The 18,436-nt window shown below is 47.6% G+C and carries 16 protein-coding genes and 2 riboswitches; of the genes, 12 read left to right on the forward strand and 4 right to left on the reverse strand.

The features are described 5' to 3' along the window. Position 1: 1 nt before the first annotated feature. From IEY34_RS24955 to IEY34_RS24975, 5 genes are all read left to right on the forward strand, one after another. Positions 2 to 925 (forward strand): Gfo/Idh/MocA family protein, encoded by a 924-nt coding sequence (locus IEY34_RS24955; protein ID WP_189016522.1) that lies wholly within the window; start codon positions 2 to 4, stop codon positions 923 to 925. Between the two features lies 1 nt (position 926). Beyond that, positions 927 to 1,901 (forward strand): helix-turn-helix transcriptional regulator, encoded by a 975-nt coding sequence (locus tag IEY34_RS24960; RefSeq protein ID WP_189016525.1) that lies wholly within the window; start codon positions 927 to 929, stop codon positions 1,899 to 1,901. Between the two features lie 61 nt (positions 1,902 to 1,962). Continuing rightward, complete coding sequence (locus tag IEY34_RS24965; protein ID WP_189016528.1) at positions 1,963 to 2,370, forward strand: VOC family protein; 408 nt, start codon at positions 1,963 to 1,965, stop codon at positions 2,368 to 2,370. Continuing rightward, the gene (locus IEY34_RS24970) at positions 2,363 to 2,872 is read left to right on the forward strand and encodes a DinB family protein (RefSeq protein ID WP_189016531.1); all 510 of its coding nucleotides are present in this window, start codon (positions 2,363 to 2,365) and stop codon (positions 2,870 to 2,872) included. The genes IEY34_RS24965 and IEY34_RS24970 overlap by 8 nt, the downstream gene beginning before the upstream one ends. A gap of 32 nt (positions 2,873 to 2,904) precedes the next feature. Beyond that, positions 2,905 to 3,063, forward strand: a complete 159-nt coding sequence (locus IEY34_RS24975) for a hypothetical protein (RefSeq protein WP_189016534.1) — start codon at positions 2,905 to 2,907, stop codon at positions 3,061 to 3,063. Positions 3,064 to 3,230: 167 nt separating this feature from the next. Here the strand turns inward: IEY34_RS24975 and gcvPB are convergent, their stop codons facing one another. Genes gcvPB through gcvT form a run of 3 tightly spaced genes read right to left on the reverse strand, consistent with a single transcriptional unit; the run spans position 3,231 to position 7,195 of the window. Then, positions 3,231 to 4,712 carry an aminomethyl-transferring glycine dehydrogenase subunit GcvPB gene (gene gcvPB / locus IEY34_RS24980; RefSeq protein ID WP_308423051.1) on the reverse strand — a complete coding sequence of 494 codons (1,482 nt, stop codon included), beginning with the start codon at positions 4,710 to 4,712 and terminating at the stop codon, positions 3,231 to 3,233. After that, positions 4,709 to 6,067 (reverse strand): aminomethyl-transferring glycine dehydrogenase subunit GcvPA, encoded by a 1,359-nt coding sequence (gene gcvPA / locus IEY34_RS24985; protein WP_189016537.1) that lies wholly within the window; start codon positions 6,065 to 6,067, stop codon positions 4,709 to 4,711. The genes gcvPB and gcvPA overlap by 4 nt, the downstream gene beginning before the upstream one ends. A 36-nt stretch (positions 6,068 to 6,103) precedes the next feature. Next, complete coding sequence (gene gcvT, locus IEY34_RS24990; protein WP_189016540.1) at positions 6,104 to 7,195, reverse strand: glycine cleavage system aminomethyltransferase GcvT; 1,092 nt, start codon at positions 7,193 to 7,195, stop codon at positions 6,104 to 6,106. Positions 7,196 to 7,306: 111 nt separating this feature from the next. Continuing rightward, positions 7,307 to 7,412: riboswitch (glycine riboswitch) on the reverse strand. 3 nt (positions 7,413 to 7,415) lie between these two features. Continuing rightward, positions 7,416 to 7,512, reverse strand: a riboswitch (glycine riboswitch). 153 nt (positions 7,513 to 7,665) lie between these two features. Between gcvT and gcvH the strand changes: the two genes are divergently transcribed. The 7 genes from gcvH to IEY34_RS25025 all read left to right on the forward strand — a co-directional run bounded on the left by gcvH (position 7,666) and on the right by IEY34_RS25025 (position 16,956). Beyond that, on the forward strand, positions 7,666 to 8,055 hold the full coding sequence (gene gcvH / locus IEY34_RS24995; protein ID WP_189016543.1) for a glycine cleavage system protein GcvH: 390 nt from the start codon (positions 7,666 to 7,668) through the stop codon (positions 8,053 to 8,055). 397 nt (positions 8,056 to 8,452) lie between these two features. Continuing rightward, positions 8,453 to 9,142 (forward strand): hypothetical protein, encoded by a 690-nt coding sequence (locus tag IEY34_RS25000; protein ID WP_189016546.1) that lies wholly within the window; start codon positions 8,453 to 8,455, stop codon positions 9,140 to 9,142. Between the two features lie 492 nt (positions 9,143 to 9,634). Continuing rightward, complete coding sequence (locus tag IEY34_RS25005) at positions 9,635 to 11,563, forward strand: serine hydrolase domain-containing protein (RefSeq protein WP_229757831.1); 1,929 nt, start codon at positions 9,635 to 9,637, stop codon at positions 11,561 to 11,563. 56 nt (positions 11,564 to 11,619) lie between these two features. Next, the gene (locus IEY34_RS25010) at positions 11,620 to 12,294 is read left to right on the forward strand and encodes a response regulator transcription factor (protein WP_189016549.1); all 675 of its coding nucleotides are present in this window, start codon (positions 11,620 to 11,622) and stop codon (positions 12,292 to 12,294) included. Continuing rightward, complete coding sequence (locus tag IEY34_RS25015) at positions 12,291 to 13,646, forward strand: sensor histidine kinase (RefSeq protein ID WP_229757832.1); 1,356 nt, start codon at positions 12,291 to 12,293, stop codon at positions 13,644 to 13,646. Before IEY34_RS25010 ends, IEY34_RS25015 begins: the two co-directional genes overlap by 4 nt. 17 nt (positions 13,647 to 13,663) lie before the next feature. After that, positions 13,664 to 14,854 carry a DUF418 domain-containing protein gene (locus IEY34_RS25020; protein ID WP_189016552.1) on the forward strand — a complete coding sequence of 397 codons (1,191 nt, stop codon included), beginning with the start codon at positions 13,664 to 13,666 and terminating at the stop codon, positions 14,852 to 14,854. Between the two features lie 1,490 nt (positions 14,855 to 16,344). Continuing rightward, entirely contained in the window at positions 16,345 to 16,956 is a 612-nt protein-coding gene (locus IEY34_RS25025) for a DUF2238 domain-containing protein (RefSeq protein ID WP_189016555.1), read from the forward strand. An 8-nt stretch (positions 16,957 to 16,964) separates the two neighbouring features. Here IEY34_RS25025 and IEY34_RS25030 read toward each other — a convergent pair whose 3' ends face one another. Next, a complete protein-coding gene (locus tag IEY34_RS25030; RefSeq protein ID WP_189016558.1) occupies positions 16,965 to 18,098 on the reverse strand; it encodes a PepSY-associated TM helix domain-containing protein in 1,134 nt (377 codons plus the stop codon). Positions 18,099 to 18,436 lie beyond the last annotated feature (338 nt).

The following is an 18,436-nucleotide window of genomic DNA, read 5'->3' on the forward strand; positions in this document are numbered from 1 at the left end:
TATGACTAAAAAAAGAATCGGACTTATTGGTTTGGGTGATATCGCGCAAAAGGTCTATTTGCCGCTGCTTTCGGTCAATGAGTCGGTAGAAATTGCAGGCATAATGAGCTCTACACCAACTACGGTTGAACGAATGAAGGCTAAATATCGAATCCCTTATGGGACAACGAATTTGGATGAGCTGCTAGCTTTGGGATTGGATGCTGTATTTGTGCATAGTCCAACTTCGACGCATTATGAGCTTGCAATGAAATGTATCGAGCATGGTGTAGCCGTTTATGTCGATAAGCCGTTGTCCTATGACTGGGATCAGTCGGTGCAAATGGCATCCTTTGCGGAACAAAAAGGCATTCTGCTTGCTGCGGGCTTTAATCGCAGATTTGCTCCGCTCTATGTGGAGGCCAAGCAATGGCTGCAGGAAGCAGGCGGCTTCGATTGGTGTTCAGCCGTGAAGCATCGGATCAAGCTGCAAGGCCATGGCGCCAAAGAAACCTTATATGATGATTTGATACATATGCTGGACCTTTTATTATGGCTGGGCGAAAGCCCTTATGAAGTAAACACATATCATCAGCAAGTTGATGATGCCGGCAAGCTGCTTCATGCCTCGGGAACATTGGCATTCGGCTCGGCGGTTGGGACATACAGCATGGTTCGGCTTGCAGGCGTAGATCTCGAAAAAGTCGAGCTGCACGGAAGCGGGCGGTCTGTGGAAGTTACGAATCTGGAGTCAGCCGTCTTCTATGAGAAAGGTGGAGCCCCACGTGTGCGTACGTTCGGAAGTTGGGACACCGTGCTGGAAAGAAGAGGCTTCGCAAGCGTTGTTCAGCATTTCTTGGATAGCTTAAACAATCCGAATGCTTGCAGCATTCGTGGTGATCTAGTACTGGACTCACATCGCTTAGTGGAACGGTTGTCGGTGTAACGTGAGCAAAGCAGATCATATGCTTACAATCCTGTGGCTGCTCCAGTCGAATAGGAGAGTAACCGCTAAACAGCTTGCTGAAAAACTGGAAATTAATATTCGAACAGTATACCGATATATCGATGCCTTATGCGCTAGCGGTGTCCCAATTATTGCCGATTCCGGCCATAATGGCGGGTACAGCCTTCTAGGGGAGTTTAAGGATGCGCCGCTTGTTTTTGATCTCGATGAGCAGAAAGCATTGATTCAAGCTGCCGCTTTCGCTCAGGAGGCTGGCTATCCTTACGGAGAGAAGCTAAGTCAAGCGGTTGCCAAGTTGAAAATGTACACCAATCAAGAGCAGCTTCGTCAGATCCACCTGCATGAACAAGGATTGGATGTCATTCACCCTCAAGCGGATGCTTCGCAAACCCATCTTTTACAGGAAGTTGAGGTTGCTGTAGCTAAGAGTCAAACAATTCGTATGCAATACCAGAAAGGGTATGGCACTGTCACTGAGTCTCGCGATCTAGATCCCTATGGAATTGTTAGTTGGAAAAGCAAATGGTACGTGGTTGGTCATTGCCATCTTCGCAGCACGATTCGCAGCTTTCGCATCGATCGCATTCGCTTGCTGGAGACAATGGATCAAATATTTGAGCGGCCTGCCGATTTCTCTGCGCGCAAATTTCTTCTTTCCGGTGTAATGCCAGATACGGAGAAACCGGATGAGATGATCTCTGTCAAAATAACGGGGAAGGAACAAGCCTTGGATGACTTGTGCGGTCATTGGTTTCTAGTTCATACACTCGTGGAACGAACGCAGTTCGAGGCGCATTTTCGCATGGAGGAGCGCTCTGTCAAATTTCATTTGCCTTATTTCCTTCTGACTTATGGAGGGACACTCCAAATCAAGGAACCGCAGCTGCTCAAGAGATTAATGATTGAGGTATCCAGAAATTTACATCAATTTTATGCGGCAGCTGAACTTGACTGACCATTTCTGTCAGTGAAGATGTTCTACAATGGGTTTAAGTGAAGCCCAAGGAGGAAATACAATGAATTTATTGCAAGTTCGCATTTTGGTGGAAGATTTTCAGAAGAGTGTTGCTTTCTATAGAGATCAATTGGAACTCAAGGTCGATTGGTATGAAGAATCAATGGAGTATGCCTTGTTTCACACGGGTGCTGCTCGCGTCGAACTGTTGTCACGCAAAGCAATGAGTCAGTCACTAGGAGAAGTATTGGAGTCCAACAACCCGTATGCCACGAACTTTTTACTGAATATTGAAGTAGAAGATCTAGATGCTACCTATGCGCGGCTGCGTGAAAAAGACGTTCAATTTGTGAAAGAACCTCATTACAATGCGCAATGGAAGGGGCAATTTGCATACTTCAGAGATTTGGATGGCACGTTGATCGAGCTGTATCAAGCTGCCAAGAAAGAGGATGGAGTTAATGTCTAATCCAACTATGAAGAGCTACGAATACCATGCGTGGGCAAATGGGCGAGTTTTTGCGCGGTTAGCGGAGCTGTCGGAGGAGACTCTGCATCAGGAGCTAAAGGATGTGTTCCCTAGCCTTTATGCAGGACTAGTACATATCTATCAGGTAGATACGGTTTGGCTCGCCGCCGTGCAAGGACGCAGTTATGAAGAAGCCAAGGAATTGCGAGCTAAGGTCCAGGAAAAGACGACGGGGAAAAGTATCAAGGAGCTAGAAGCTTTGTTTTTGGAGCTTGCTGAGTCCTATCGGAATTTTTTGAATGAAGGTGGTGTTCCCCAGTTGGTGAGGGATTTCACCCATCCAACCCTAGGGGTTCTGGAAGCCAGCATCAGTGAGTTGATTCAGCATGTGGTAAATCATGGCACGTATCACCGTGGCAATATCACGTCGATGCTGCGCCAGCTTGGATACACAGGTGTTCCAACTGATTATGTGCTTTACTTGTATGAGGCGAATAAATAAAGAGATGAGGCTGCTTCACAAGGTTGATAACCTTGCTGGCAGCCTCATTTGTTTATAAGGGCGAGCTATTTCTGCGCTTTTATCTTTTGCTGCAGCTGCTGGATGGCATTCCGCAGCATCTGGAGCTGCGCGACTTTATTTTACAAGCTGTTGTAAGTGTCTTGATGTTGGAAATAACCGAGTTGCCATAATAATCGCAGCAAATCATCCAAATGATCTGGTTGCCGGCTAGATCCGTTGCTGTGACTTCAAGTGTATGCTGACCTAACCAGAGGCTGAGCGGCGGGAGGTTCAGATTCGTCGGAACAACGGCGCCGTTAATTTGACGATGGTTGAGGCAACGCCGTGAAGTTAGGGACTATCCGCAAGTACAGTTAAGAACGGGTTTGCGCGCGGCGAGTGCTTCGTCCATTCGGCTGACTACGGTGGTGTAAGGGGCATTTTTGACCAATTCCGGATTTTCTTCGGCTTCTTTGGAGATGGCAATCATCGTATCGATAAATTCATCCAACGTCTGTTTGCTTTCCGTTTCTGTTGGCTCAATCATGATGCATTCTTCCACGCTGAGCGGGAAATAAATGGTTGGTGGGTGATAGCCAAAGTCGAGCAAGCGCTTGGCAATGTCCAGCGTGCGGACACCCAGTTTCTTCTGCCTGTTGCCGGAAAGCACGAATTCATGTTTGCAGAAACGTGGATGAGGCACATCGAAATACGGTGTTAACCGGGCAAGCATGTAATTGGCATTGAGCACGGCGTATTCGGAAACTTTGCGCAAGCCTTCAGGACCGAGTGTGCGGATGTACGTATACGCCCGAACAAGAATGCCGAAGTTGCCGTAGTAGCCTTTGACGCGTCCGATCGTTTGCGGATAGTTGTAGTCGAAATAGAAGCTGCCGTCATCGCGTTTGGCAACCAGCGGTGTTGGGAGGAAAGGGATCAGCCTTTCCTTGACACCGACGGGACCAGCGCCAGGACCGCCTCCCCCGTGCGGCGTGCTCATCGTTTTGTGCAAGTTGAGATGCACCACATCGAAGCCCATGTCGCCTGGTCGCGTGATGCCCATAATCGCGTTGGCATTGGCTCCGTCGTAATAGAGGAGTCCGCCCGCGGCGTGGACGATCTCAGCAATTTCGACGATTTGTTCTTCGAACAAGCCGAGTGTGTTCGGATTCGTGAGCATGAGCGCTGCGGTATCTGGGCCAACCGCGCGACGCAGTTCATCGAGGTTGACGAGGCCGCGGTCGTTCGACTTGATCGTGACCGTTTCGAAGCCGGCGACTGTAGCGCTGGCCGGATTGGTGCCATGGGCAGAGTCAGGGCAGATGACTTTGGTTCTTTTCTCGCCGCGGCTTTCATGGTAGGAACGAATCATCATGAGTCCAGTCCACTCGCCATGAGCGCCGGCCGCAGGCTGAAGGGTTACACGATCCATGCCGGTGAGGGCTTCAAGATCATGCTGGAGATTATAGAGCAGCTCCAATGCGCCTTGCAGCGATTCTTCGGGTTGGTACGGATGTATTTTGGCGAAGCCTGGGAAGCGGGCTACGTCTTCATTAATTTTGGGGTTGTATTTCATCGTACACGAGCCGAGTGGATAGAAACCGTTATCGACACCGAAGTTTCGGCGGGAAAGGGCGGTGTAGTGACGGATTACGTCTACTTCGTACACCTCAGGAAGGTCTGGAGCCTGCTTGCGCATGAACTTCGCAGGCAGCGCTTCATCGAAGTTCAGCTCTGGCACGTCAGATTCAGGCAAGGCATAGGCGACACGACCGGGATGGCTCATTTCGAAAATGAGCGCTTTGCCGTCGGCTTTCACATTCACGTTGTTTTCGCTCATACGAGTTCCTCCAATACGGTGGCGAAGGCGTCGATATCTTCGCGCGTTCTTTGCTCGGTAACGGCAATCAGCATATGGCCGGCCAGTTCGGGATAGTCGCGGCCGAGGTCGTAGCCGCCGATGATGTTATGCTGCAGGAGCTTGCTGTTCAGCTCCTGGACGTTCGCGCCGTCCGGCAATTGGACGGCGAATTCATTGAAGTAGCTGCCGGTGAATGGCAGCTTGAATTTGCTTGACGCGGTGAGTCGATTCGCCGCGTAATGGGCTTTCTGGACGTTGAGCTTGCCGACGTCCTGAATGCCCTGCTTGCCCATCGTGGACAAGTACACGGATGCGCAGAGCGCGAGAAGCGCTTGGTTGGAGCAGATATTCGACGTGGCTTTCTCACGTCGGATGTGCTGCTCCCGCGCTTGCAGCGTGAGCACGAAGCCGCGCTTGCCGGCGCGGTCCACGGTTTGGCCCACGATGCGCCCCGGCATGCGGCGCATCAAGGCTTCGGCGACGGCGAAGTAGCCGCACGTCGGCCCGCCCAGCGAAGCTGGGATGCCGAGCGGCTGGCAGTCGCCGACGACGATGTCAGCGCCGAGCTTGCCCGGCGCTTCCAGCAGCCCGAGCGTGAGCGGATTGGCGCTCACGACGAGCAGCGCGCCCGCGCCGTGCGCGAGGGGCTCCACGGCCGCGATATCCTCCAAGCAGCCGAAGAAATTCGGCGATTGGAGGATGACCGCGGCGGCCTTGTCGCCCTCGAGCTTGGAAGTGAGGTCATCGAAGTCCGTCACGCCTTCGGGCGTGAGGGAGATCTCGACCACTTCCAGGTTCAGCCCGCGGGCGGTCGTGCTAAGAATCGCGCGCGCCTCCGGGTGCACAGCGCGGGAGACGAGCAGCCGGCTGCGCTTCGTTGCGCCGCTGGCCAGGGCTCCGGCTTCGGCCAGGGCCGTCGCGCCGTCGTACATCGAGGCGTTCGCCACGGCCATGCCGGTAAGCTCGCAGATGTACGACTGAAATTCGAAAATCGCCTGCAGCTCCCCCTGGCTGATTTCCGGTTGGTAAGGCGTATACGCAGTGTAGAACTCTGAGCGTGAGATGACGTGATTGATTACCACGGGAAGGTGATGATCGTAGATGCCAGCGCCGAGGAAGCTGGCATAGCGGTCGAAGTCGGCGTTGCGGCCCGCCAAGCCGCGCATATAACGCAGCAGGCCTTGCTCATCGAGCGCCTTGGAGACGTTCAGTTCACCCTGAAAGCGAACCTGTTGCGGAATATCCTGAAACATCTCTTCCAGGGAGGAGATGCCGATAGTGTCCAGCATTTCTTTCTGATCCTGCTCAGTAATCGGTAAGTAACGGTGTTTCATGACGGGAAGGCTCCTCTCGCATGTCGTTTAATCTGCCTATGATTTTCTTTTATAAAAAGGGGTCGCAACGACGTTGGCCTTCACCTGAGCCCCTCTGATTTCAACCGTTAGCTCGCTGCCCAAAGCACTGTAAGCGGAGTCGATTAACGCCAGCCCCACATTCGTTTTGAACGTTGGGGATTGTGTGCCAGTCGTGATTTCACCGATCTGCTTGCCTTCCGCATAAACGGGATAATGGGGGCGCGGAATACCGCGTTCGATCATTTCAATACCGACTAGCTTGCGGGGAGTCCCGTTTGCTTTTTGTCCTGCGATCACCTCGCGGCCGATGAAATCACCTTTATCCAGCTTGACGAAATAAGAGAGTCCGGCTTCCAGCGGCGTAATGTCCTGTGACAACTCTTGCCCATAAAGCGGCAGCCGCGCCTCAAAACGCAGCGTGTCACGCGCCCCTAAACCTGCCGGGACAAGGCTATGTTCCTGCCCTGCCTCAAGAAGGAGCTTCCATAGCGCCACAGCATCCTTTTGATCAATATAAAGTTCAAATCCATCCTCGCCTGTATAGCCTGTGCGCGATATGAGCGCCTTGATTCCCTTGACGTCTGCCTCAGGCAGGAAGCGAAACGTTTTCAAGGATTGAATAGGGGCATCTGTCACTTTGGCCAAAATGTGCTCGGCATGCGGTCCTTGCAGTGCGAGCATAGCGGTTTCGTCCGAGATATTGGCAAGCTCTACCTGGCCACTGAGATTTTGCTGCATCCAAGCGAGATCCTTGTCGATGTTGGACGCATTGATGACAAGCATATAGCTGTTATCACTCACCTTGTATACGAGCAGATCGTCGACAACACCGCCGCTGGGATAGCACATGAGGCTATATTGGCACTGGCCTGTTGCAAGCTTCGAGGCGTCATTCGTCGTGATGCGTTGTATAAAAGCAAGGGCGTCCTCCCCGCTCACGTTGACTTCGCCCATATGGGACACATCAAAAAGTCCGGCTTGCTGCCTGACGGCATCGTGCTCTTTTTGAATCCCGGCGAACTGCACAGGCAGCTCCCAGCCGCCGAAATCAATGACTCTTGCTCCATGCTCCGCATAAATCGGGAAGAGCGGTGTTCGTTTTAGCATGCTCGCAACCTCACCTTCGTTCCACATTTTGTATACTGTTTATGTTGCCCGAAACATTGTCATGGGCATGCAAAAAAGAGCAAAAAGTATGAAACACAAACATACCTTTTGCCCTGTCCTTTGTACCTGAGAGTTGCCTCGAGCGAACTAACGTTCTTCGAGTTTCCCCTTGGGTGTCCGATTCTCCGCCAATTGCGGTGATCGAAGCTCTCCAGAGTTGCGTCCGATACAGGTCCTTTTGCCTGAGAGATTCACCACTTCGGGCTTACTCCTTCGGCGCCGCGTACTTGCGTTGCGGTCTCTCCCTATACCATCATTCGCCAATATTTAATTACTTTATTATTTGCCCAAGTTGGTGGGAATTGTCAACTGCAACTTTTAAGAACATATTTTGGAGTCCCGCCTTGACTTTGATGTTCCGCTTAGATTAAGCTAAAAGCAAAATTTGCGGGTAAGCGAGGCGTTAATCGATGAGTGAAGTACAAGCCAATTTGTTATACACCAAAGACCATGAGTGGGTAGAGAAGCTGTCGGATACGGTTGTACGTGTGGGCATTACCGATTTTGCCCAAGATCAATTGGGTGATATTGTGTTTGTGGAACTTCCTAAGGTCGGAACAGCTATTACCGCGAACGAAAGCATCGGGAGTGTGGAATCCGTCAAAACGGTTTCAGATATTTTTTCTCCCATTTCAGGCAAAGTGACGGCTGTGAACAGTGCATTGGAAGGTTCTCCTGAACTCGTGAACAGCGCGTCTTTCAGCGAAGGCTGGATGGTTGAAGTGGAAGTATCGGGTGCTGATGCCTTGGAAGGCTTGCTTACAGCAGACGAATACGCGTCGTACATTGGCAATGACTAGATAGATCAAGGAATGGAGAGCTTCTCTCATATTCTTCGCGCAAAAGCAGTAAAAACCGAATGATTATTTTTCTCTAGGATAAACAGGTCCGAGCATTAGTATAGTATCTTTGGAGTAGTTGACGAAGAATAAAAGAACTCTTACAAATACTTTATGGAGCTGCATTGTAGAGAGTTCCCGAATTTGCTGTTTAAATACTAAGGCATTCTATCCCACAAATTGAGTGGAAAGAATGCTTTTTTACATTAACTTCTTAATCTAATAATTAATGCTCATTAAATGTTAATTGTTATATATCGACAAATAACTCCATCTTTTTCATGACAAAATAGGAAATAAGTGCTAAAATAGATGTAAATATCAGGAATTTTATTAGAGAAATAGGGAGAGTGTAGTTTTGAAGAAGCTATTAATAGGTTCAATTGTTTTACTGATAGTTTTATCTGGGTGTACATCTGCAAAATACAAGCAAAGTATTGAAGCAGGAAATAAGGCGCTCGTTGATAAGAAATATGCCGAAGCGGTTACAGCATTTTCTACAGCAGTTGCTGAGGAGCCTAAAAATGCTGAAGCCAAACAAAAGTTAGATGACGCAAAAATAAAACAAGATGAAGAAATAAAAGCAAAAGAAGAGGCTGAGAAAAAAGCAAAAGAAGAAGCCGAGAAGAAAGAAAAAGATGCAGTTAGCAAATATGTAACCAGTATTAAAGAAACAACTAATCAACTATTGACTATTAATACTAATTGGGATCAATTGCGTAAGGCCTCCGCAAGTGGGGAAGTGGACAATGCAACATTTGGTAAGTTGGTTTCAGATAAATTTATTCCGGCTGCAACTACTCTAGTAGAAAAAATACAAAAAGTTTCAGCACCTTCAGAAGAAATTCGTCTAATTCATGAGTTATACATTTCATCTGCAGAAAAGCAACAACAAGCTTTTACAGAAATAGTAGCTGCAATTAATTCAGGTGATATGTCCAAGATTACAAAAGCTAATCAACTCCTTACAGATGCCCAGAAATCTGAAAGAGATTATGTTGCAAAGTTAAAACCAATTTTAGATAAATACAAGTTATCTATTGAATAGGATTTCGTAAATAAGAAAAATGATAGTTGGCAATTCAAAGAGCATATTGTAAGAGAAGCATACAAGTTAAACTGTATGCTTCTTTTTTATTTTAAAGATGTAGTCAAATGTTCCTACCAACACTGTTAGTATTATTACTTTAAAGGAGGTTTACCATGTTATCGTCTAAGAAAAAGTTAGTTTGCAAAATGGTTTTATGCGCGTTATTGGTTGTTGCAGGGGGGCCAGTTTATTTGGAATTCAGAAGGTGATCTTCCTGTAGGCAGTCTCGTGCTCCTGCTATCTTCCAACTGGAAAACTGTTTTCCTGTGACGGTTAAGTGGTTATTCGTCCTCAAAGCTAATAGGCTGCTCGCCAGTGTTCAACTGGCAAAGCAGCCTATTGTTCTTTTTCAAGAACAATAGGTTCACTCTGCGTTCATATAAATTTGATATGATTTCTCAAGGAAGTCATGACTTCGTTATCAAAAATAGGAAGAATGTTGGAGGCTCTATGAACTCATTGTCTATGAAGAAGATCTCTCGTACAATGCTGATATGGATGCTGCTGATCGTTGGGGTGGGGACTGGTTTTATGGGGACTCAGGCATCGGCGGCGGGAGCAGCAGATTTGAACGATGATGTCCAGTTAACGGCATTTATTGATGGTATTATGAAAGCGAATATGGATAATTTCAAAATTCCAGGGACGGTCGTCACGATCGTCAAGGATGGGAAGATCATGCTGGCTAAGGGTTATGGTCACGCTAACCTGGAAGAAGGCACGCTGGTTAACCCTGAGACCAGCCTGTTCCGGATTGCTTCAACAACGAAGCTGTTTACATGGACCGCGGTCATGCAATTGGTCGAGCAGGGGAAGATCGATCTTAATACCGACGTCAATACGTATTTAAAAACTGTGAAACTACCGTCCACCTATTCGCAGCCAGTTACGATGCATCATCTCATGACCCATACGGCCGGATTTGAGGAAGGGGGCGTTGGTTATCAAATCACGACCGATCCTGGGAAACTGCCGGTATCGATTTCGGAAACGCTTGCCAAGCATATGCCAGCGCTTGTTCGGCCACCGGGCGAGATGATGTCCTATTCCAACTATGGAGCCGCGCTGGCTGGACTCATTGTCGAAGAAGTTAGCGGTATGCCTTACAATGACTACATTCAGACCCATATCTTTGATCTGCTCCAAATGAAATATGCTACTGTGCAGGAGCCGATTTCAGTGTCTTTAGAGCCCTATGCCATGCTCGGCTATGCGCGAGAAAACGGCAAATTCGTAACCAAGCCACCTACTTTCGAAGGGGGGTTCCGACCTGCAGGATCAGCGGCGGTTTCGGCGATTGATATGGCCCATTTCATGATTGCCCATCTACAGGATGGACGTTATGCCGGCAAACAAATGCTAAAGCCCGAAACGCTCAGATTGATGCAATCACCTGCTTTCCAGTTTGATGAGCGATTGCCGGGTATGGATCTTGGCTTCATCGAACAGAGAATGAACGGATTGCGGGTTATTTCTCATGGAGGCGCCGACACGCTGTTCACGACGGAATTATATCTTGTCCCTGACAAGAAAATCGGGATTTTCGTTTCTTCAAGCGGAGGCGATGGAGGAGCGTCAGCGTCAGGGTTGGCGAAAGCCTTTTTCGATCGCTACTATCCAGCCCAAGCAGTCAAACTGCCGCCAGTGTCAGCCGAACTTGAGAAGGACGTGCAGAAGTATGCCGGTTCTTATCAATTCACGCGTCGAAACCACAGTGATATCGATAAGTTTTTCAGTTTCCTGTCGCAGATCAGCATTGGGGTGACAGATAACCGACTCTCGATTGGGAGCGGAGCGGAGCAGCAAGTATTCGCTCCGATTGGACCAAATTTATTCCAGGATGTCGAAAGCGCGCACCAAATCGGATTCCGCACGGATGCTTCTGGCAAAGTCACTCACCTGCTGCTTGATATTCTTCCTGGAATGCCGCTCGAACCGACACCGCTGCTCGATCGTTCGAAGTTCTGGTTTGTATTGCTCGGCATCTCGGTTATTCTGTTCATCAGCGTATTGCTAGGGTCAGCCTATCGCAGACGCGACATTAAAGCGATGCCGAAATGGCAAAAATGGGCAATCCGGTTGTCCACTGCTACCGCTGTTTGGGCGCTGGCGACTCTCATGGCCACGTTCCTCGTGGTGTTGAATATGGATTTGCTGGACCGACTTAGCCGCATTACGCAGCAGTTGAATCTGTATTTATTCATGCCCATCATCCTGGTCGGATTGACGGTGACGATGGTGGCTTTTGCAGTCATGGCATGGAAAGGCAGCTACTGGACGGCGCTCAAGCGCGTGCATTACACGCTCGTTGTATTAGCATCAGTGGTTATGAGTTTATTTTACTATCATTGGAATTTACTGGGGTGGCAGTTTGGTTGATGCCGCCTTCCGCCCATAAGGGACTAATTCGAAAGAAATTGGAGATGTGAAGGCGCATGGCCAAAATTTTAATCGCCGACGACGATGTTTATATTCGCGAGCTGATGACCTTATTTTTGCAGAATGAAGGATTTGAAATCTTGGAGGCAAAAGACGGTGTTGAAGCATTGGCGATTATGGAGGAAACTCGGATAGATCTGGTGATCCTCGACATCATGATGCCTCAATTAGACGGTTGGGAGCTGTGCAGGGAGATCAGGCGAATCGATGCGAATATTCCGCTCCTGATGGTCACGGTCAAGGGCGAATCTGGGCAGAAAGTAAAAGGATTTCAGCTTGGCACGGACGATTATTTAACGAAGCCGTTCGATCCGCTGGAGCTTGTGATGAGAGTAAAAGCGCTGCTGAAAAGATATATGATTGCGTCTTCACAAACGGCACAACTAGGCGGCATTACGCTGAATCGCCGCAATTTCCAAGTGATTCGGGGCGACGAGATTTTTACCTTGCCGTTAAAAGAATTCGAGCTGCTGTTCAAGCTGGCTAACCAACCTGGGCAAATTTTTACCAGGGAGCAGTTGATCACTCAGATCTGGGGAATGAATTATGAAGGCGATGACCGCACCGTGGATGTTCACATTAAACGGCTCAGGGAACGATTTGCCAACGATTCGCATCATTTTCAAATTGAAACTGCCCGCAGTCTAGGGTACCGGCTAGTGATTACATGATGATCAAAACCTTATATGTCAGGGTCATTTGCACCTTTCTGGCCGTCATTATTTTCAGCTTGCTGTCTGCTTTCTATATTGGCTATTTTCTATTCAATAAAGAAATCAACCATGCCGGACAAGAGGATATGATTGCGGTAGGCGAAGAAATTATACGTCTCTATGAGCAGACTAAACCCGATGACCGGGAAGCATTCCTGAAGCGTATGGTCAAAGTATCTTCTTATCCAATCCATATGTATGAAGATACTGACAAAGTTACGTACTATGACTTAAACCATACGAATAGCGTTGAAATAGCGCCGGAAGCGGTGCGTCATGTGCTGAATGGAGAGGTGTATCGTTCTCCTGGCAACGTTAGTCAGACGTTCATCGGGCTTCCTTTCTCATTCGCAGGGAAGTCGCACGCCATGTTCATGCAATTTTCTCCACAGAACGAAAATATGATTAATCGGATGGTCTTTTTCGTCCTCATTCTCGCTTTGCTGATTGGGAGTCTATGCATCTTGGTAGCGGCCAGGTATTTGGTGAAACCTCTCCAAGTGTTGACGCAAGCAACCAAACGTTTAGCGAAAGGCGATTTCGACGTTGAAATAAAAACGAAACGCTTGGACGAAATGGGCGCTCTGACGCAAAGCTTTAACGAAATGGCAAGTGCGCTTAAAAAGGTGGAGCAGATGAGGCAGGATTTCGTTTCGAACGTTTCTCACGAAATTCAAACACCGTTAACGTCGATTTCCGGATTCGCTACGGCCATGAAGAACAGCAGCTTGGTAGCGGAAAGTCATCGCAATCATTATCTGGACATCATTATCGCGGAGAGCGGGCGCCTATCCAGACTTAGCGATAATTTGCTGAAACTTGCATCCCTGGATTCGGAGCATCATCCGTTCGACGCGACTACGTATCATCTCGACGAGCAAATCAGGCAAATCGTGGTCACTTGCGAGCCCCAATGGTTGGTCAAAGATATTGTCATCGATTTAGACATGGACGTTGCTCTCAAAATAAAAGCAGACCGCGATCAACTGAATCAAGTATGGATGAATATACTCGGCAACAGTATCAAATTTACGCCCGCAGGCGGGCATATCCAAGTTCGTATTACCCATGCTGCGGATGAAATTGTCGTGGCCATTTCCGATTCGGGGATTGGCATAGCGCCGGAGCACCTCGAACATGTCTTCGAGCGCTTCTATAAAACAGATCCATCGCGAAACCGCAGCATTGGCGGCAATGGTCTGGGGCTTGCGATTGCAAAGAAAATTGTAACTCTTCATCATGGCACCATCACAATGAACAGTCAGATTGGCCAAGGGACGACGGTGGTTGTCCAACTGCCTTCAAGGTAAATGGGGGGGGGATTGAAATGGCTGGACAACCGAATAGATTGTCTATCATTGACAGTATGCGGGGTTTTAGTTTGCTGGGAATTTTGCTGGCGAATATGCTTATTTTTCAATATGGCATATGGGGTAAAGATGAGATGGCGGTCTATTCCTTATCACAAGTGGACTCGATTACGAGGACGCTTTTACATATTTTTGTAGAGGGCAGTTTTATGCCGATTTTCACATTTTTATTTGGTTTTGGCATGATTAACATGCAGGAAAGCCTTGCAGCCAAAGGGTTAAAGCCAAGAAGATATTTGGGGCGACGGTTTCTGTTGTTGTTTGCAGTAGGTATTGCACATGGCACTTATTTATGGGAAGGCGATATACTGGGGTTCTATGGAGGTATGGGGATTTTCCTGCTGCTTTTTATGAATCGCAAAGCCAAGACGCTGCTCATTGTGGGAGCCTTGCTGCTGGGGTTATTCGGTCTGCTTGGGTTAGCTCCTGAAAGCACGAATCATTTGTCTTCAATGGAAGACAAAGTTCGCATGGAAGCTTATGTCAAGGATACGTTCACCATTTATGGAACGGGCAGCTATGAAGAAATTAAGCATCACCGAAATACCGCGGACCCACTTGGATTACATGAATACTTGATTATTACCATGATGCTGTTCGCCCCTCTTATGACAGCGCCGCTGTTTATATTCGGTATGTATGCGGCCAAGAAACAATGGTTTCGAGAGCCGGATAACGTACGTGCCGTTTATTTGAAAAGAATGCTGATTTTCCTGCCCATTGGCGTGTTGCTGAAAGCAGCGAAAGCTGTGTTTCCTGACTATGGCTGGAGCGAAATGGGCGAGATGATTGGATCGAATCTGTTATCGCTTGGCTATATTTTCGCTTTTGCGCTATGTTATGTGTCAGCTAAATCTTCCCCTTGGCTGTTGCGCTTCGAAGCGGTCGGCAAGTTGTCGCTGACGAATTATCTGCTGCAATCCGTGATAGGCACAACGATTTTCTATGGCTATGGTCTTGGCTGGTTCGGTAAAATGGGTGTGCTTGCAGGTTGCGGACTTGCTTTGATCATTTACCTCGGTCAACTTTTTTTCAGTCGGTGGTACCTGACACATTTTACATATGGACCGGTGGAACGCGTGCTCCGGATGTGGACTTATTTATCTTTCAATGGGAAGGCAACGAAGAAAGTTCAGCCCCAGAACTAACTCGAAGCCTAATTCATCTCCGTGCACAAAATTGCAGGAAACCTAGCCGCACGCTAGGTTTTTTTCATTGGCGTCCACCGCAGACTTCCTTGCTGTAGAGGTTTTCGCTCGCAAAGGGAGTCTAATGAACTATCATTTGCCGATTCGCTGATTTGGCGTGCTTTTCTCATGCCGTAAGGTTGTTTTTCAACCTTACTGGGGAGGTTCTGGCTGAACCTGCAGCCGTAACGCTGTATTTCAGCGTTAACTGCACCGATTCGCTGATTTGGCATGCTGTTCTTATGCCGTAAGGTTGTTTTTCAACCTTACGGGGTTGGTTCTGGCTGATGCCGCAGCTTTAACGCTGTATTTCAGCGTTAACTGCACCGCTTCACTGATTTGGCGTGCTTTTCTCATGCCGTAAGGTTGTTTTTCAACCTTACGGGGTTGGTTCTGGCTGATGCCGCAGCTGTAACGCTGTATTTCAGCGTTAACTGCACCGCTTCACTGATTTGGCGTGCTTTTCTCATGCCGTAAGGTTGTTTTTCAACCTTACGGGGTTGGTTCTGGCTGATGCCGCAGCTTTAACGCTGTATTTCAGCGTTAACTGCACCGATTCGCTGATTTGGCATGCTGTTCTTATGCCGTAAGGTTGTTTTTCAACCTTACGGGGTTGGATCTGGCTGATGCCGCAGCTTTAACGCTGTATTTCAGCGTTAACTGCACCGCTTCACTGATTTGGCATGCTTTTCTCATGCGGTAAGGTTGTTTTTCAACCTTACGGGGTTGGATCTGGCTGATGCCGCAGCTTTAACGCTGTATTTCAGCGTTAACTGCACGGATTCGCTGATTTGGCATGCTGTTCTTATGCCGTAAGGTTGTTTTTCAACCTTACGGGGTTGGTTCTGGCTGATGCCGCAGCTTTAACGCTGTATTTCAGCTTTAACTGCACCGCTTCACTAATTTGGCATGCTTTTCTCATGCGGTAAGGTTGTTTTTCAACCTTACGGGGTTGGATCTGGCTGAACCTGCAGGGGCTTGTTTCTCCTCAAGGTACCTTGACTAGGTAGCCTAGCCGCTTTGCTTTGGAGGTCTCCGCTCGCAAAGAACATCTAATGAACTGTCTGATACTTATAGACGAGAAAATGGCTACTTTGGAGATTTAATGAACAGAGTTGGCGCTACCAGGCACTTTATTGGCCGAATGGAGATCATTTGCTTGAAATAGAGCATCTGGAATTCTTTAGATGTTCAGAATGAGCGATTTTGATCGAATAGAGTGTATTGAGTTCGTTAGGAGGCTTTGTATTCCGCAGTTATTCCTCTTGGTATTCGGCTGATACTCCCGCTTTGTACGCCTCAAGGTACCTTGACTAACCCTGAGGGGCTTAACCTAACCACAGGCTAGGTTTTTTTATTGAATAAACGATAATATACTGTTTAAAGAGGAACCATAATGTGTAATGTCCAGTATTAATCTAACACTTCTGGAATGAAGGCAGGTGAGTGTCATGCAAATAAAAAAACACACAGACAGAGGCAATGATCTTTTCGAACTGGTTATGTATGTGGTTGCTGCCATATGCTTGGTTTCCTTTTTAATAAAAGGTGAGGCTGCCAAGGTCATGGAAGCGGCACTGATTATCGGAGTGCTGCTGTTAATAAGAATCGTGGTCAAAATTACAAAGACCCCTATGTTCGCGGCGCTAAGATTCTCGGTATTGCTATTTATTTGTATTACGATGATTCTAGCTAATGAACTGGGGTTCTATGGTGTTATTCCTTATCTGGATAAATTCGAGCATCTGTTCTCAGGTGTTATCTTATGCTTTGTTGGTTTGCTGATTTACAAGAAGGCTAATGACAGAGAAACTACTAAGACGCATAATGCCCATGTGGCTATATGGTTGAGTTTGTTTTTTTCCATAGCGATGGCAGGAGTCTGGGAGATTTATGAATTTACAACAGATCATTTATTAGGACTCAACTCGCAAAATGGCAGCTTGATCGATACGATGACGGATATCATTTGCGGAACGTCGGGGGCTATAGCAACAAGTTTATACTTGGCTGTGAAAGCCAAGTATAAGAAAATGCCGCTATTGGATGATTCGCGGAGTTAAGATAGCAACTAAGCGGCAGCGGCAGATCCAGCTGCTGATTTGTTGCGGCTGCGCTTGCGCGCGTTGGCTTTGATGCGCCAGATGAAGAGTCCAGTAATCATCAGCGCAAGCGGGGTCATCCCGAAGAAGAAGCTGATGATTCGCAGCGGTTCGCCGCCCCAAGTAGCGAAGTGGAGGCCTTTCCTCCAGCTATTATAGAAATTAATTGCCAGATTGGGGTCTGTTTTGTACAAAACGGAACCCGTGGATGCGTCCATATAAAGGGTACTATTGCTGCTGCCGTTGCCGCTAAGGCCTTCTTTTAAACCGATTTGATAAGATTGACCGGCTTTCTGAGGAAGTTGAATTTTGATGACTTTACTTTTGGGATATGTTTCTTTCACAATTTGTTCAACTTGGTCCAGTGGAAGCGCTGCGGCATCTTTGGATTTGCTTTGCAAGGCTGTTGCAGGGATTTCTTCTTTGGCTTTGAAACCTACCCAGTTCGGGATGGATTTCTCGAAGGCATTGACGGTGCCGGTTAAAGCTAACACAAGCAAGAAGGGAATGGAAATCATACCTACCGTCTTATGTAAGCTCATATTCTTGATCAATTTCCCTCGATGGAGTACGACTTTGAAGCCTGTAGCCAGTTTGCGAAGACCTGGCCACCATAAGTAAATCCCACTTACCAACATCAGCATCAGGGCAATTCCCAAGATTCCAACGAGGGAGGCTGCTGGCACTTTGCCAATCACAGAGGTAAGCAGGAAATAACGATGAAGCTGATAGATCGTAGCGAATGGTTCAAGGCGATCAGTTTGTACTTTGCCAAAAGTATCTCCTGTGCCTGGATCCGCATAGACTGTGAAGTTTTCTTTGCCATTATTCGCTTGAGTCAGATGAACGTGATAGAACGGATCATTTTTCGGATATTCAATACGGTCGGCCACAAACCCGGGATTGGCTGCATCGGCATGCTGTTTAATCACTGCCGCACTCACTTGACCAGGTGTTTGTTCATGGTTGACAGGATGCATCCAGCTCTCGACTTCAGGCTCAATCATCAGCAAGCTGCCTGTCGTACAGGTCAGGACTACAAACAGACCTAGTGTAAGGCTAAGCAAGAGATGGATGGTTAGTATGAATTTTCTCATTCTCATTACATGGTTCCCCCAATGTTCTATATGGAATAAATCCTAGGCTATTCTCTTATTTATGATAATCATTATCACTGAGAAAGAAGCAATGATAATGATAATCATTATGAGTATTGATGTCAAGGAAGTTTACATAAGAATTTGCAGCAGGGTGGAATTTGAGAAGGATGAAAGGGAATAAAAGGTTAAAAAATTCACCGAAGAGGTCAAAAAACTGCCTAGCTATCTGCTTCTTTTTCCAGCAAAATTGAATGTATCAACTAGACCGAACATAAATGTAAGCGTTTTATTCGGAGCAGGAAAGGAGTCTATAAGAACTTTTTTGAATCATTTCTTGAATC

Source organism: Paenibacillus marchantiophytorum (assembly GCF_014640555.1).
In the GTDB taxonomy this organism is placed as follows: domain Bacteria; phylum Bacillota; class Bacilli; order Paenibacillales; family NBRC-103111; genus Paenibacillus_E; species Paenibacillus_E marchantiophytorum.

Bases quoted from the DNA above. Each gene is read 5' to 3' on its own strand.
- IEY34_RS24955 (WP_189016522.1), top strand. From the start codon at position 2: ATGACTAAAAAAAGAATCGGACTTATTGGTTTGGGTGATATCGCGCAA.
- IEY34_RS24965 (WP_189016528.1), top strand. From the start codon at position 1,963: ATGAATTTATTGCAAGTTCGCATTTTGGTGGAAGATTTTCAGAAGAGT.
- IEY34_RS24970 (WP_189016531.1), top strand. From the start codon at position 2,363: ATGTCTAATCCAACTATGAAGAGCTACGAATACCATGCGTGGGCAAAT.
- gcvPB (WP_308423051.1), bottom strand. From the start codon at position 4,712: ATGAGCGAAAACAACGTGAATGTGAAAGCCGACGGCAAAGCGCTCATT.
- gcvPA (WP_189016537.1), bottom strand. From the start codon at position 6,067: ATGAAACACCGTTACTTACCGATTACTGAGCAGGATCAGAAAGAAATG.
- gcvT (WP_189016540.1), bottom strand. From the start codon at position 7,195: ATGCTAAAACGAACACCGCTCTTCCCGATTTATGCGGAGCATGGAGCA.
- gcvH (WP_189016543.1), top strand. From the start codon at position 7,666: ATGAGTGAAGTACAAGCCAATTTGTTATACACCAAAGACCATGAGTGG.
- IEY34_RS25005 (WP_229757831.1), top strand. From the start codon at position 9,635: ATGAACTCATTGTCTATGAAGAAGATCTCTCGTACAATGCTGATATGG.
- IEY34_RS25010 (WP_189016549.1), top strand. From the start codon at position 11,620: ATGGCCAAAATTTTAATCGCCGACGACGATGTTTATATTCGCGAGCTG.
- IEY34_RS25015 (WP_229757832.1), top strand. From the start codon at position 12,291: ATGATGATCAAAACCTTATATGTCAGGGTCATTTGCACCTTTCTGGCC.
- IEY34_RS25020 (WP_189016552.1), top strand. From the start codon at position 13,664: ATGGCTGGACAACCGAATAGATTGTCTATCATTGACAGTATGCGGGGT.
- IEY34_RS25025 (WP_189016555.1), top strand. From the start codon at position 16,345: ATGCAAATAAAAAAACACACAGACAGAGGCAATGATCTTTTCGAACTG.
- IEY34_RS25030 (WP_189016558.1), bottom strand. From the start codon at position 18,098: ATGAGAATGAGAAAATTCATACTAACCATCCATCTCTTGCTTAGCCTT.